The organism is Deltaproteobacteria bacterium HGW-Deltaproteobacteria-2 (assembly GCA_002840505.1).
Taxonomy (GTDB): Bacteria; Desulfobacterota; Syntrophia; order Syntrophales; family Smithellaceae; genus Smithella.
The window spans coordinates 100,185-115,162 of the sequence record PHBC01000007.1 but is presented as its reverse complement, the minus strand read 5'-3'; the positions used below and the strand labels follow the sequence as shown (position 1 = coordinate 115,162).

Annotated in this window: 12 protein-coding genes; 9 read left to right on the top strand and 3 right to left on the bottom strand. The window is 39.1% G+C overall.

Going from position 1 to position 14,978, the window contains the following annotated elements:
- The first annotated feature begins 4 nt into the window (after positions 1–4).
- The 3 genes from CVU62_13765 (at position 5) to CVU62_13755 (ending at position 3,443) form a co-directional block, all read left to right on the top strand.
- A complete protein-coding gene (locus CVU62_13765; protein PKN36792.1) occupies positions 5–1,039 on the top strand; it encodes a phenyltransferase domain-containing protein in 1,035 nt (344 codons plus the stop codon).
- Positions 1,040–1,145: 106 nt separating this feature from the next.
- Entirely contained in the window at positions 1,146–1,868 is a 723-nt protein-coding gene (locus CVU62_13760) for an acetyltransferase (GenBank protein PKN36791.1), read from the top strand.
- A gap of 3 nt (positions 1,869–1,871) precedes the next feature.
- Positions 1,872–3,443: a B12-binding domain-containing radical SAM protein gene (locus CVU62_13755; GenBank protein ID PKN36790.1), complete on the top strand. Its 1,572-nt coding sequence runs from the start codon at positions 1,872–1,874 to the stop codon at positions 3,441–3,443.
- 121 nt (positions 3,444–3,564) lie between these two features.
- Here the strand turns inward: CVU62_13755 and CVU62_13750 are convergent, their stop codons facing one another.
- Together CVU62_13750 and CVU62_13745 are read right to left on the bottom strand one after the other, a co-directional pair.
- Positions 3,565–4,185 carry a hypothetical protein gene (locus tag CVU62_13750; protein ID PKN36789.1) on the bottom strand — a complete coding sequence of 207 codons (621 nt, stop codon included), beginning with the start codon at positions 4,183–4,185 and terminating at the stop codon, positions 3,565–3,567.
- A gap of 340 nt (positions 4,186–4,525) precedes the next feature.
- Positions 4,526–5,944 (bottom strand): hypothetical protein, encoded by a 1,419-nt coding sequence (locus CVU62_13745; protein ID PKN36788.1) that lies wholly within the window; start codon positions 5,942–5,944, stop codon positions 4,526–4,528.
- 549 nt (positions 5,945–6,493) lie between these two features.
- Between CVU62_13745 and CVU62_13740 the strand changes: the two genes are divergently transcribed.
- The 3 genes from CVU62_13740 (at position 6,494) to CVU62_13730 (ending at position 10,217) form a co-directional block, all read left to right on the top strand.
- Positions 6,494–7,027, top strand: coding sequence for a hypothetical protein (locus tag CVU62_13740; GenBank protein PKN36787.1), 534 nt, complete (start codon positions 6,494–6,496; stop codon positions 7,025–7,027).
- 29 nt (positions 7,028–7,056) lie between these two features.
- The gene (locus CVU62_13735; protein ID PKN36786.1) at positions 7,057–8,268 is read left to right on the top strand and encodes an alcohol dehydrogenase; all 1,212 of its coding nucleotides are present in this window, start codon (positions 7,057–7,059) and stop codon (positions 8,266–8,268) included.
- An 83-nt stretch (positions 8,269–8,351) separates the two neighbouring features.
- A complete protein-coding gene (locus CVU62_13730; GenBank protein ID PKN36808.1) occupies positions 8,352–10,217 on the top strand; it encodes an aldehyde ferredoxin oxidoreductase in 1,866 nt (621 codons plus the stop codon).
- A 279-nt stretch (positions 10,218–10,496) separates the two neighbouring features.
- Here CVU62_13730 and CVU62_13725 read toward each other — a convergent pair whose 3' ends face one another.
- Entirely contained in the window at positions 10,497–11,846 is a 1,350-nt protein-coding gene (locus tag CVU62_13725; protein ID PKN36785.1) for a hypothetical protein, read from the bottom strand.
- Between the two features lie 155 nt (positions 11,847–12,001).
- Here CVU62_13725 and CVU62_13720 point away from each other — a divergent pair, with 155 nt between their 5' ends.
- The 3 genes from CVU62_13720 to CVU62_13710 are packed head-to-tail and all read left to right on the top strand — an operon-like array spanning position 12,002 to position 14,960.
- On the top strand, positions 12,002–13,882 hold the full coding sequence (locus tag CVU62_13720) for a hypothetical protein (protein PKN36784.1): 1,881 nt from the start codon (positions 12,002–12,004) through the stop codon (positions 13,880–13,882).
- A 2-nt stretch (positions 13,883–13,884) separates the two neighbouring features.
- Positions 13,885–14,436: a hypothetical protein gene (locus CVU62_13715; protein ID PKN36783.1), complete on the top strand. Its 552-nt coding sequence runs from the start codon at positions 13,885–13,887 to the stop codon at positions 14,434–14,436.
- Positions 14,437–14,456: 20 nt separating this feature from the next.
- Positions 14,457–14,960 (top strand): hypothetical protein, encoded by a 504-nt coding sequence (locus tag CVU62_13710; GenBank protein PKN36782.1) that lies wholly within the window; start codon positions 14,457–14,459, stop codon positions 14,958–14,960.
- Positions 14,961–14,978 lie beyond the last annotated feature (18 nt).

The window sequence follows — 14,978 nt, the reverse complement described above, 5'->3', positions numbered from 1 at the left end:
TTTGATGGAACTAAAACTTTCCATAAGTGAAGATTTAACTCCGGTTTCGTTGGAAAAAATAGCCGCTTTTATTGTTTCTCTTCAAAAAGAAAACGGTGAAATTCCCTGGTCTGTTGGCGGAAAGACCGATCCCTGGGATCATGTTGAAAGCGCGATGGGTTTAAGTGTCGGTGGCTTTTGTGAAGAAGCACGGCATGCTTATGAATGGCTTGCCAACTCTCAACTTTCCGATGGTAGTTGGTGGTCGGAAACCCTTGATGGAAAGATTATCAATACCAGTAAAGAATCTAATTTTTCTTCTTATGTCGCTGTAGGCGTATTCCACTATTATCTAGTTACCCATGATATAAAATTTTTAAAAACAATGTGGCATACCGTTTCACAGGGTATCCAATATGCAATCAATTTGCAGGCTCCCGATGGTGAGATTTACTGGGCAAGAAATAAAAACGGCGCAATTGATAAGATGGCCCTGCTCACAGGTTCCAGCTCAATTTATATGAGTATTAAATGCGCTCTGGCCATTGCTGGACTCCTGGGCAAGAAACGTCCACGCTGGCAGAAGGCTATGGCAGAATTGGGTGTGGCCATAAAAGACAGACCGGATCTGTTTAACATGATTAAATCAAGATATTCTATGGATTGGTATTATCCGATTTTATGCGGCGCCATAACCGGTGAAGAAGCAAAAAGGCGGATAGCCCATTTGTGGGAGAAATTTGTTGTTCCAGAATGGGGAGTGCGCTGCGTCAGCGACCGGCCTTGGGTGACCATGGCGGAAACGGCCGAATTTATTTTAACCCTTAATGCAATTGAAGATAATTCCCGGGCAAAAATGATATTTAGTTGGTTAAATGATAAAAGATTCTCCGACGGTTCTTTCTGGATGGGCGTAACCTTTCCAGACGGAGTAATTTGGCCGGAAGAAAAAACAGGTTGGACGGCGGCGGCGGCAATGCTGGCTTGGGATGCTTTGAATGAAATAACTCCGGCGGGAAAACTTTTTAATCATAAATTTTGGGCTTCATGGAATAAGTGAAGATCTATCTTGAGAAGCAGTGTCTTAAATTAGCGCTTCCGATCAATCTTTGTTATTAAGATTAAATTCACTTTTACAAAATCCAATTCTAAAAAAAGGCAGAACATTGAGAAAAGATCATCGTCCTTATTATTTGAAAAAGTTTTATAACAAGTATCAAAAATGGTACGCGCAGTATTTTCTTGCTCCGCAGTTCGAGTATTTCGGCCGCGGAATTGTTTTTATGAAACCCCAGCATGTGGAAGTTTTCGGCGGGCCGGTTTTTCTGGGAGATTATTCAACAATTATTGCCACACCGGATAGGAAAGTAAGATTTGCAGTATGGCCTGTGTGGTTGGGTAAGGGAAAAATTGAAATAGGCAAATGTTGTCTTATTTGTCCGGGCACAAGAATAATGTCAGCTTCATCAATAACTATGGGTGACGGCTGTATGACGGCTCAAAATGTCAGTATTTCCGATGCCGACTGGCATGATTTATACGATCGCAGTATGCCGATAGGCAAAACGCAGGCTATTACAATCGGCAATAATGTCTGGCTCGGAGACAGTGTTATTGTAGGAAAAGGAGTGACTATAGGAGATAACGCCGTTATCGGCGCCGGTTCCATAGTCGTGAAAGATATTCCCGCCAATGCAATTGCCGTCGGCAATCCGGCAACTGTTATAAAATATCTAGATCCGGATAAGCCCCTTAAGACCAGAACGGATTGGCTTTCTAATCCCGCCAAACTGGCTTCAGATTTTGAAATTATTGATCGAGCGTTAATGAAAAGCAACACTCTGGCGGGCTGGTTCAGATCATTGTTTTTCCCACGCAAAGGAGATTAAGAAATGCGTATCGCTATTGTTGCTCCGCCTTATCCACTGGAGGAAATGCCTTCTCCACCGCTGGGTGTTACTTATGTTGCCGCGGCATTCGAGGCCGCCGGAGCAGAAGTTAAGATATTTGATTATATCGTTTGTGCCTACACTAAAGAAAATCTGGAAAAACAACTGGAAGCTTTCCAGCCTGACGCTGTGGGTGCAACTTGTGTAACGATGAATTTCTATAAAGCGCAACAGATACTCCATGATGTAAAAAATTATAATCCGGAAATCATTACAATGATGGGTGGACCCCATGTGTCCTTCACGGCTATTGATACTTTGAAACAGTATCCGGAGATAGATTTGATTGTAGTGGGGGAAGGCGAGGACACAATTGCGGAACTGACTCCTGTGCTGAAGCAAAGAAACAAATGGCAAAATATTCTTGGAATCGCTTATCGTAGTGGTGACGAAATAGTTGTTACCGGTAAAAGAGATTTCATTATTGATATTGATAGAATTCCTTTACCATCGCGGCATTTGCTTCCAATTTCACGTTATCGCGCTTTAGGCTTTCCTGTAAGTCTAATAACCGGTCGGGGTTGTCCCTATTCCTGTATATTTTGTCTGGGACGTAAAATGGTCGGTTCCAAGGTTCGTAGAAGAAATCCTAAACTTGTTCTGGATGAAATAGAAACAATAATAGGTTACGGTTTTGATCGCATTAATATAGCGGATGATCTTTTTACTTCCGATAAAGAACGGGTCAAAGAAATATGTGCAGGAATTAAAGAGCGTTCCTTGAAGTTTGTTTGGAGCGCTTTTGCGCGTGTGGATACGGTGAACCCGGAAGTATTCGATCTCATGGCCCAGGCCGGCTGCGATAGTGTCAGTTTCGGGGTGGAAACGGGCAATCCGGAAATGCTCAAAAGAATAAAAAAGGGAATAAATCTGGAACAAGTCTATTCAGCCGTAAAGATGTGCCAAGAGGCGGGAATGATTGCCCACGCCTCGTTTATCATTGGTTTACCGGGAGAAACTAAAGACACTTTACGGGAATCAGACGATTTTGCGAAGAGCATAAAAGCTATTTACGGTTACCATTTTCTCGCGCCTTTCCCCGGTACGACCGTTCGGGAAAAAATTAAGGATTACGATCTGGAAATCATAACGGATGATTGGAATCGTTACGATGCCAATGACGCTATTGTGAAGACTTCAGCCCTGCTGCCGAAAGACATGCATGAATTTGGTGCCAGTTATGATGAAGAGATGGAAGCCGACTGGAATAAAATTGTGCGTAAATATCATGAAGGAACCGCTGATCTGGAAGACAGTATGCGTGTTGAAGGTAACTGGCGAATGAAGTTAACCTATCAAATTCTGAAAAGCGGTATTATTGAAAATAGCGGTTTTATCGAACCAGCTTTATTTAAAGGATCCAAGGACAAAGCTTTGCAGGAACTCTGCCGGAGAGTAAAAGAGTATACCAATGCCAATGAAAAGGTGGTTTATGATACTATCCGCGATTTCGCCGGGCGTGGTTATCTGGCAGCTGATATTTCCGATAAGGGATGTCAGTGGTCCTGGTCATAATATTACATTAATGCCATTTAAATCAAAGATGATATCGAGGCGGTTAGGAGGAGGCGACGAGGCGTATTTTTACATACGTTGAGGATGCCGACGACGAAGCCAACAAAGATAGCGCTTTGATTTAAATGGTATTGCGTATTAATATTCCCAGTGACTCGCACATGGGCATAACTTCATATAGTCCGGAAGCCACCGCTTTTTGATAAACAAGATAAGGTGCCTGTCCGCCCTTCGCCGGATCAGAAAATATATCGTGGAATAAAAGATACCCGCCTAAAATTAAATTTTTTGCCCAAATATTATAGTCGCTCAAGACTGATTCATAGGCGTGACTGCCATCAATAAAAATTAAACTCAGAGGGGTTTGCCATACGTGTCCTACTGTTTCCGAACGGCCGACAACCGGGATTACTATATCTTCCAAATCGAAGTCAGCAATCGTTTTGCGAAAATGCTTTAACGTGTCTATTTTCCCTCTTTCCTTATCCAGCAGGTCGGGATCAAAGTATTCCTCACCCGGTTGCTGTTCTTCAGAACCGCTGTGATGATCAATCGAAAAAAGTACTGTGGAATTTTCTTTACAGGCCATACCAAGATAAACGGATGATTTGCCGCAGTAGCTGCCGATTTCCAGACAGGGACCTTTTGAGCCTGCTTCCAGGGCCAGTTTATAAAGACAGCTTGCTTCGCGCTCATCCAGAAATCCTTTGACCTTGTCTATTTTTTCTTTATTTATTACCATTTTTAACCCCTGAAAATAATTTGCATTACATAAACCTCATTGTAACAAAAAAATCAAGACCTGTTAAAAAATGCGGGAAAGTTGTCTCTGAAATGCCTTAAAGAAAAAAAGGTAATATGAATGAAAACTGATTTGTTGCTAATCTTTTGTTGTTTTAAAAAACAATAAATCTTTCTCTACGTTACCAGTTTGCATGGTTAGACTGTCCAGAAAATTGCAATGGCTAAATTCAAAAAAACAGGCGGAATTTTTCTTCAAAGAAAATTTCCGCCTGTTTCATCTGCATCTACTGGAGACTGATTTTAAATTAATTTTTATGTAATTTACTACTTATTATTGGTTACATAATTTCTCTGTATATTTTCCATTCGTTGTTTATCTTTCTTAGCTCCAATGTTTTCGTGCCTTTATCTTTTAATATCGAAGAACTGTATGATTGGGTAAATTTTGCCATGGCATTGTTTTCATCCACTGATATTTGTAAATCATCAATTCGAATACTTATATTTTTACTTTTCTGGCGTACATTTGTTTTATATGTTATCCAACCGTTTAAGTTCATTCCTCTTGACTGGAAATCTGATGCATAGCAATTGCGGTAAGTTTTTACATCACCTGATTCCCAACTTGCTACCCATTTAATTACCACATTTCGAACGTCTTCTTCGGCAGAGGATTTTGTCTCATTTTGTTTGCTGACTTGAGTTAAATTCTCGGCAGCAACGGATGCGTTAGCAACAGGCACTGCAGCGGCAGCAGCTTCTGGCGCTGAAACGGCAGCAGGTGCTGCAACAGCAGCAGCCATTGCCATTTTCTTTTCCGGATTTATTTTTTCTTCAAAAGCCAGTATTATTTCATTTCTGACATTCTTTATATCAGAGGTTTTCTTTTCAGGAACATTTTTAATAAAGTTTTCAAAAGCTTCTTTACTTGGATTCTGGCTAATAGCTGTTGTATAATCTGCTAAAGATTTTTCGTATTGTTCTATGCCGTAAAAAGCGAGGCCCCTGTTATAAAGAGATGCGTTATCGTTAGGGTTTATTTCTATAGCTTTGTTGTAATCATTAACAGCTTGTTGCAGGTTCCCTTGAGACTGATAGACATTTCCACGATTGGAATAGAAACCGGCAAAGTTAGGATTAATTCCTATAGCTTTATTGTAATCTGCGATAGCTTTTGGAAGATTGTTTTGAGATTGATAAATATTCCCGCGATTGGCATAAACACCGGCAAAGTTAGGATTAATTTCTATCGCCTTATTGTAATCTGAAAGAGCTTCATTAAGATTGCCCTGGGTTTGATAGGCATTCCCGCGGTTACAGTACGCTGCCGCATATTTAGGATTGATTTTAATAGCTTTGGTATAGTCAGAAATAGCTTGAGCAAGATTACCTTGCTTTTCGTAAGTATTTCCTCGATTATAATAAGATTCTGAATAGTTAGGGTTTATTTCAACAGCTTTGGTATAATCAGCGATAGCTTGGGCAAGATCACCTTGTTTTACATAAGCGTTTCCGCGGTTATAGTAGGCTTTCGCATGTTTGGGATTAACTCTGATGGCATTTGTGTAGTCGGAGATAGCTTGCGTGAAATTACCTTGTTTTCTAAAAAAATTACCACGGTTGAAATATTCTTCTGCCGTACCAGCAGGAATATCGGCGATAGTTTGAGCGGAAGTATCACTGGTTTCAGCAAAAATTGATGGTGCAGACAACAAAAATATTAGAGATAAGCTTATAAATAATAATTTTTTATTCATACATTAATCCTCTCAAGTTTATTTATGTTGTTTTTTTCCAAGCTGTGGTAAACACAAAACAAAAATTATTAATATTGTCAAGTTAATTATTCTGATAGGCTGTTTTTTATGTTGAAAGTAAGAGAACTTACCCATATGCTATGGGTAAGTCGAAAAGCTGTTACAAAAAAGCAAAGAAAAAAATGATATCAAGAAGATTATTACTAAAAGAATCGAAGTTTTTGTATATTAAACAGTTATCAGCATACAGGTATTAATTTCCACCATGAACAAATAACATAAAACAAAATGGAGCAAATTGAACTTGCAGTTTAACAAATTGTCCATTAGAATAAGAAAAATTCAAGTGCGTAATCTGAGTTTATCATATTAAACAATGGATGAAGAATTAGTGTCCGGAGAATTCAATTAGCAAGCAAAGTTATTTAATTTGCAGAAGCGAAAGAAACAGTCAACAGATTTGATTTAAAAAAGCTTCCTTGTGCAAAGATTTTAACTATGATAGATGCTTTTGTGAAATATAATTCATAATCTTAAAGGAGATCGTTTATGAAAGAAGTTTCAGGCTACAAAGAGATTGTTCCCAAGAAGAAATGGTTTGCAACGCTTGTTACACGTATTTTTTTCTTCTTCATCGGGATGGGTATGCAGACTGCCTATCGCATAGATCCCGACGTGAAAAAAGAAGTGGATAGCTGGCCGGAGACGTTTTCATTCTGTATGACGGTAGTTGGTGGTCCAAGCATGCTCATGCTTAAAAAAGCCGGTTCATTTCAATATCTGGGTGAGAAGGAAGTCTTTTATAGCGATGTCGAGATGTGTTTCAAAAATATCACCTTCGCCTATCTTATTATGACCGGTCGTATCAGCGTTCCCAATGCTGTTTATCATAATCGTCAGTTTGTTAAAGGCAATCTTAGTTACGGGATGTCGATAATAAGGATATTGAATATTGTGCAGACTCTTTTACTGCCGAATTTCTTGGCTCGCTTTTATATAAAAGAAGTGCCGAAACTTACTTTCAAGAAAGTAGTCAATCGTGCCATTACCTATTTTAATATAAGCTATGGCGCAATCAAATAAGATCGTAATAAACCAGGAAGGAGACAGATATGCTATTCAAAAAAAATGTTGTAATACCTGAATATTATGAATTTTTTAATTCTGTAAAAATTATTTCAGGATATAAGGCACTGGAAACCATACCTTTTGAACTTAGCCGTCTTGGCGCTAAAAGACCCATTATTATTACAGATAAAGGTGTAGCGCAGGCCGGTCTTATAAAACATGTGGTTGATAGTTTCAGTGGTACGGATACAGTGATTGGCGCTGTCTTCGATGAGACTCCTCAGGATTCATCCAATGTCGTCGTCAATCAGATTGCCTCTATATACAGAGCTAATAATTGTGATTCCATAATTGCCGTAGGTGGCGGTTCTGCAATTGATACAGCCAAGGGTGTTAATATAGTCATCACCGAAAACTCGGATGACCTGCTTAAATTTATGGGCAATTACCGCCTGAACAAACCAATGAAACCTTTTGTAGTTATTCCAACGACAGCAGGGACCGGTTCCGAGGTTACCATGGTGGCTGTCATCGCCAATCCGGAAAAGAATGTTAAAATGGCATTTACATCGGATTTGCTTCTGCCGAAATTTACTGTTCTCGATCCCCGCATGACTGCGAGCATGCCGCCGAAAATTACGGCTGCCACAGGAATGGATGCCCTTACTCATGCGGTTGAAGCTTTTATCGGTACGCAAAAAAATCCGGTAAGCGATGCGTTTGCTGCCGCGGCAATGGAATTAATCCGTAATAATATTGTAGAGGCAGTAAAGGATGGGAGCAACAAGGATGTTCGTTTGGCCATGGCCAATGCTTCGATGATGGCCGGATTGGCGTTTTCCAATTCGATGGTCGGTATTGTGCATGCTACGGCCCATGCAACAGGAGGTATTTGCCATGTACCGCATGGCATAGCTAATTCAATATTACTACCCTATGGTTTGGAATTTTACATCGGTAAATCACCAAAAACTAAAGAATATATTGAAAGTTTATTACTGCATGTGGCAGGTCCGGAGGTGTATGTGCAGACTCCTTCTGCAGAAAGGGCTGCTAAAGCAGTTATGGCAATTAGAAATATTACCGGTGAACTGAATAAATTATGCGGATTACCTGTGCGTCTGTCTGAGGCCGGTGTAACTGAGGATAAATTGGAGAGCATTGCCAAAACAGCACTAAATGATGGTGCCTTATCGTTTAGTCCGGTGGAAGTAAGCTTTGAGGAGGCATTCGGTGTTTTGAAAGCCGCTTATTAAATGATATAATCTCTTTACTAAAAAGGGGTAAATTTATGGGTGAGACTAAAGAAAAAGAAGTAAGTAACGTAAAAGAAAAAAACCTGCCGGAAATATCAGGTCCCAGCAATAAAGTTTTGGAAGTTGATCTGACCACCAGAACTTATACCGTATATCAGGTTACCGATGAAGAAAGAAGAATGTATCTCGGCGGCAAGGGTTTGGGGCTGAAACTTATTTATGATCGTATGCCGGCAAAGGTAGATCCTTTTGGCAAGGACAACATAATTGCTTTTACACCAGGTGTGTTAATGGGAACCGGCGCGGCCTGTTCTGGACGCTTTTCCGCAGTGACCAAGTCGCCGCTGACCGGAATTATGGATCATGCCTCATGTGGCGGACCATTCGGCATGAGCCTGAAAACGGCAGGATGGGATGGATTACTGGTTAAGGGAAAATCTGAGACCCCTGTATATTTAGTTATTACATCATCAGGTGTAGAATTCAAGGACGCTTCCGCCTTGTGGGGCAAGGATGCCTATGAAACACAGGACCTGCTCGGTAAAAATAAGAATGCCGGCGCCGCAGTAATCGGTCCGGCGGGTGAAAATAAAGTGCTTTTTGCCAATATCGTTTCGGGAAGACGCTTTCTGGGACGCGGCGGCATGGGAGCGGTAATGGGTTCCAAAAATCTCAAGGCAATTTATGCTATCGGCGGAGCCTACAAAATAATGGCTAAAGATCAGGAGAAATTTGACAAGATTAAAAAATTAGCCACCAAGCGTATCAATGCAAACGATGTAACCTCCGATGCGCTGAGGAGATTCGGTACGAATAATCTGGTTAATTTTACCAATTTGGCCGGGATTATGCCGATGCACAATTTTACTTCAGGCTCTTCGGATAACGCTTATAAACTTTCAGGAGAATATTTCAGTGAGAATTTCAACACCAAGCATCATACCTGCAAACCATGCACAATCTTGTGCGGCAAGTCCGGCAAATTCAACGGTAAGGAATTAGCCGTGCCGGAATATGAAACTGTCGGCGTCATGGGATCGAATCTGGATATCTTCGATCCGGTAGCGATTGCCGAATGGAATGATTTATGCGGCAGATTCGGCATGGATACGATCAGTATGGGCGGCACACTGGCCTGGGTTATGGAAGCCGGCGAAAAAGGTTTGATAAAAACCGATTTAAAATTCGGTTCTCCTGACGGTGTGGCCCAGGCGATAGAAGATATTGCCTATGGCAGAGGTTTCGGTCAGGAGATGGGTAAGGGCTCGCGCGCTTTATCTAAAAAATACGGCGGCGAGGATTTTGCGATCCATGTTAAAGGTATGGAGATGGCGGCGTATGATCCTCGGGGCTCATACGGCGTCGGGCTAAATTATGCGGTGGCCAATCGCGGCGCCTGTCACCTTTCTTCAACTGTTATGGCGCAGGAAAACTTTGTGCATGTTCTCGATCCTTATTCAACAATCGGCAAACATGTCTGGGTAAAATTCTTTGAAGATTTTAATTGTACCGTGAATTCTCTGCATACCTGCGTATTCACATCGTTTGCTTACATATTAGAAAGCCCCCTGACAAAATACAGCGGTCTGTTTTACCTGAAGATAGTAATGGGTTATCTCTATCCGCTGGCGACCAAGATTGCCGATATCGGCATTTATCACAAGTTCTGGTCCACAATTACCGGACAGAAAATGTCACGCTCGGATTTTATGAAGGCGGGCGAACGTATCCATATCCTCGAACGCTATATGAACACACGGGAAGGAATTACGGTAAAAGACGATACTCTCCCCGAGCGCATGCTCAAGGAAGGCCGCAAAAATGATCCCAAGGGAAGGGTTGTGCCGTTGGAAAAAATGCTCAAAAGCTATTATCGCATAAGATCATACGATGAAAATGGCAAACCCACGGCGGGCATAATGAAAAAACTCTCGATTGATATACATTAGAAATCATTATTAGCAGATGGCTTGAAACACAGTTCCGGTAGATTGATAGACATTGATCTGAGATATTTACCGGGACTGTTTGTTTTTTATTATGGAAGTTTTCTTCAATAAGAAAATCTCAAACAATAAAAGAGATAAAATTATCTTTGCGGCATGCTTGAATTATTGTGAAACTCCAATTCCGAAAGCGAAGCGTATTGGAATTGGAAAGTTGAATCCCGACGGTGTCGGGACAAAGCGGAGGGTATGAATTCCAGAGATTCAGACCCGTGATTATGTTTACATAATTTCTCTATATATCTTCCATTCGTTGCCTATCTTTTTCAGTTCCAGGGTCTTCTTGCCTTTACTATTGAGGATTGAAGAACTGTAATATTGAACAAATGATGCCTTGGCAGTATTCTCATCCGCTGATATTTGCAAATTATCAATGCGAACATTTATATTATCACTGTTCTCGCGCACAGATGTTTTATAAGAAACCCAATCGCTCAAATTCATTCCTCTTGACTGGAAATTTGGTGCATAACAATTGCGATAAGTTTTCATGTTCCCTGATTTCCAACTCGTTACCCATTTATTAACCAAAATTCGTACAGCATCTTTGGAGATAGATTTTGTCTCGTTTTGTTTCCTGTCAACTTGAGCTAAATTTTTATTGGCCGTCGGAGGTGGTATAGCATCATCGGTAACGTACCATTTATTGTTTGTTTTTTCTAAAATCAGTTTGTTATAAAATCCCTGAAAAGAATTGTTGTTGTTGACTGCATAGATTTGATCAAAAATAATGACAGCGTTATTATTTTCCCTTAAAATGGTTATGTCTCTGGGTTGTAAAACAAAATGTTGATTTAAATTTGTTAAATATTTAATTTTATTATTAATGTCTTCGCGTCTCTTGCCCTTGATTTCCGCACCTCGTGCATATAACGAATCAATTGTTTTAATATCCTTTTCTACAAAAGCCTTATGCCATGATATTAAGATTCTTTCTAATTCATTTTTTGATGGAGAAATCTGGTCTTGCGGTACCCACCTCAAAAACTCAGAAATAATGACAGGTGTTTTGTTAAAATAAATAAATTTGGCAAGGCGCTTAAGATCGCTGTCATGCAAAACTACACAGCCTTTTGATTGTGTGGGTAAAAGAGTTTTCGTAGTGCCATGAATCCAGATGTTATTACCGTCTCTGCCTGCTCTTTGATCGGAGATAGTCGGATAATCCAAAGGAAAAGCCATGGAACCATAAATTTCAAGAGGGCCGGGATTGGGCAGAAATTTTGTCACGAAAAAGATTCCATTGGGAGTTTTTGCATCTCCGGCAACTTGTTTAGATCCGGGATTTCTCCCCGTGGAACAGGGAGCTTCAAATACTTTAGAAAAAGTTCCGCTTTTGTGAAAAACGTATATCTTTTGATATTGCTTATCAACAACAATAATATAACCGGAAGATAGGGAAATTATCGAATCTGGTATTTTCTCGGAGCCGAGTGAAATGCTCGCGGATACTGTTATTGGACATAACAATAGTAAGAAAGACAAAATCGTAATGTAAACAGAAAAAATGTTTTTAATCATAATAAAAATTGATCGCATTAATATTTTTTTACTAAAAAGCAGTGTTTCCATAGCAAAAACTTAACAATCATTCAAGCCCTTTAATTGAAAAAGATCCGCAAATTCTTGAAATTTGAAAATGGACATTAGAAATATTTTTGGAGGAATAGAGTATGGGAGAGAAAAGTAAACATTTTTATATTATTTTCTTGCAATAATATAAAAAGATTGATAAAAAACACGACGACAGGAGGTTTTTATTGTTAGAGATAAATAAAGATATAAACTCAACAGAAAAGCTTCTTAATGCTATACGCAGAAAAGATGAGGAATCTTTCAATTCATTGCAGAGACCGGAATTGTCCTCGTCTGAGAAAAAACCGGCTAAAAAGATCAAAATTACTTTACCTAAGAGTTTTTCTAATAAAAAAAATTACACAGTCGGCGTTGATATAAGCGAAGACTTTATTCATTTGGCTAAGACCACCAGGGGCTCTGGTGATAAGTCGGTTTTAGTTGACCATAAAATCATCGAATACGGCCACCAGATATCTAAAGATTCACAAGAATTTAGCACACTTTTAAAATCTTCTTTAGTTGCCTTTTGTGGGTCGATTGCCGATTGCGATATCTGGACGAATGTACCGACGAGTGAAGTTAACGTCTATCATCTTAAGGTTCCGCGCGTACCAAAAAAGCAACTGGAAAATGTGGTCTATTGGACAGCGAAAAAAGAAGGTTTCATTGATGATGAGAAATCGATTTTTGATTTTGAAATACAAAACGAGATTGTTGAACAAGTTAATCCCAAGTATTCCGTTATGGTTTACACTGTTCCCAAAGCGGAAATTGAAAAAATTAAAACCTTATTTTCTGATATTGGAATAACTCTTGCCGGAATTACAATAGTTTCTTTTGCCATTCAAAATATTTTTCGTTCCAAATGGGTGCCGGCAACCAAAGAAGTATTTGTCAGTTTATTTATCGGCAATGATTTTTCCCGCATCGATGTCTATAATAAAGAAAATCTTGTCATGACCCGCAGTATCAAAACAGGCAACAGCAGTATGATGGAAGCAATTGTCGAGTCTGTTTTGGAAAAAACAGGTAATGTAAGGCTGAAAAATGATGAAGCAAAAAAAATTCTATGCAGTCTTAGCCCTGATTCGGATAAATTGAAAGATACTGATATCGGTTACGATTTTAAAAAAGAAGAAATACTGGATATGATCTTTCCGGTATGGGAAAGATTGGCTCGCCAGGTAGATATGACATTAAAACATTACACATCTACAAGCGAGAATAAAAAAATTGAGAAGATCTACATATTATCGTCGATTAATATTTATGATTCTATTCGGGATTACCTGAGTGATCAGTTGGAAATAAAAACAGAGTTTTTTGATCCTTTTAAGCAGCAGGGAGGGGCGTCTACTGTCGGGTCTTTGAACATTTCCAGGAGAATGTTTTTAGCTCCGGCTCTGGGTCTTTCCTTGTCGGACAACAAGCATACTCCTAACGCTATTTTTACTTATTATGAAAAAGATAAAGAAATAAACACAAAACGAATTCATAGATTGACTTTTTTATCCTTTTTGACAGCTCTCATTATTTGTCTTGTCTTATTAATCTATCAAGTCTCTAAAATAAACATTATTTCAAAACAGCGGGAAACATTAAAAAAAGAGTTGGCACTTTATAGCCCGCCTTTATCGATTGATAAATTCTCTAAAATTGCCGATGAAGTGAAGATGAAAAGAAAAATTGCCCGTCAATATGCACAGAGGTATTTGGGAATGGCGGTGATTGGAGAAGTTTCTGACATTACACCATCCAACATACATCTGATCAGTCTTAAAATAACTGAAGGTAAGGCTTTGCCAAAGGCCGATGACAAAACTCCCAAAGAAACGAAAGAAGGTACGGAAGTTATAATACAAGGCGTTATCTCGGGAACAAGTAATATGCTGGATTCATCTTTGTCGCAATATGTGATGAAACTGGAGAACTCACCAATGTTGAAGCAGGTAGCGATACAAAAAAACAGCATTGTCACTTTTAAGAAAAATGAAGTTCTGCATTTTATTTTGAGTGCTAAAATAGGTTAATCATGATGAAGAAGTTTAATATTAAGGGATTTAATATTAACATAGATCCGAAAAATTTATGGTATATCGTAGTTTATTGCGGAATTATATTCTTTGTTATTCTCGTGGGAATTTTTCCTTTTTATAAATATCATTCTTCTTTAATTGAAGAGAATAAAAAATTGCAATCTCAAATTAACGAGCAAAAAGAACTGGGGCCCATATATTTAAATTTACTGAAAAGTGTTGATGATAAACAGATACGTGTTTTCTCTAGTCCGGAGAAAACGGCAATTCCTCGTGGAGATGCGGGAAAATTTCAAGATGATTTCCGGGCAATAGCGGGTAAGGCCGGATTAACGTTAGTATCTTTTACGCCGGACATGAACACAATAGTCGGCTCTTCCACATCTTTTTTATACAACGTGGTCATTAAAGGAGAATTTGCCAATTTTCGAAAAATGTTGATTGCATTGGGGGCTGTTCCGTATTTAGACAGAATTGAGGAAATTAATATTCAGCAGCAACCATATTCTATGGAATTTAGAACGAAGATTTGGATAGCGATTAAGTAGTTTACGGACAAAGGTTATTTATGGGTAATTTAAAGAAACGGGAAATTATAATTTTAGTAATTGCCGCTTTGTTTGTTTTATATGCAGGATATGAATACTTAATTGCCCGTCCGGCGAGTAAAAAAGTTGAAACCAGCGCCAATGTCGATTCTGTGAAAAAGAACACTTCAATAAACGAACTGACTAATGATTTAAGTAAAGATAAGTTAACCGATTTTGATGCATACGTAGTCAGGAAAATAGAAACTGATTGGAGTAAAAATCCTTTCTGGAAGAAAGACATGTATAAAGAATGGGCGGCCAAAGAAGATGCTGCCAAAGGTGGCAGTACCGCGGCAAAAATAATTTATTCCGGTTATGTTGATTCCGGGAAAAATAAAATTGCTATCATTAACGGATTAGAATACAGGACAGGGGAACAATTAGAAATAGAAGGATATTTCTTAAAACAGATTACGGCATCTAAAATTGTTATCTTTAATAAAAATAACGGAGACAGAGAAGAAATTCCCCTGCAAGAATAAAAATTCCATTGGAGGTTG

Coding starts and splice junctions, on each gene's coding strand:
- CVU62_13765 (PKN36792.1), top strand. CDS start 5: ATGGAACTAAAACTTTCCATAAGTGAAGATTTAACTCCGGTTTCGTTG.
- CVU62_13755 (PKN36790.1), top strand. CDS start 1,872: ATGCGTATCGCTATTGTTGCTCCGCCTTATCCACTGGAGGAAATGCCT.
- CVU62_13750 (PKN36789.1), bottom strand. CDS start 4,185: ATGGTAATAAATAAAGAAAAAATAGACAAGGTCAAAGGATTTCTGGAT.
- CVU62_13745 (PKN36788.1), bottom strand. CDS start 5,944: ATGAATAAAAAATTATTATTTATAAGCTTATCTCTAATATTTTTGTTG.
- CVU62_13740 (PKN36787.1), top strand. CDS start 6,494: ATGAAAGAAGTTTCAGGCTACAAAGAGATTGTTCCCAAGAAGAAATGG.
- CVU62_13735 (PKN36786.1), top strand. CDS start 7,057: ATGCTATTCAAAAAAAATGTTGTAATACCTGAATATTATGAATTTTTT.
- CVU62_13725 (PKN36785.1), bottom strand. CDS start 11,846: ATGGAAACACTGCTTTTTAGTAAAAAAATATTAATGCGATCAATTTTT.
- CVU62_13715 (PKN36783.1), top strand. CDS start 13,885: ATGATGAAGAAGTTTAATATTAAGGGATTTAATATTAACATAGATCCG.
- CVU62_13710 (PKN36782.1), top strand. CDS start 14,457: ATGGGTAATTTAAAGAAACGGGAAATTATAATTTTAGTAATTGCCGCT.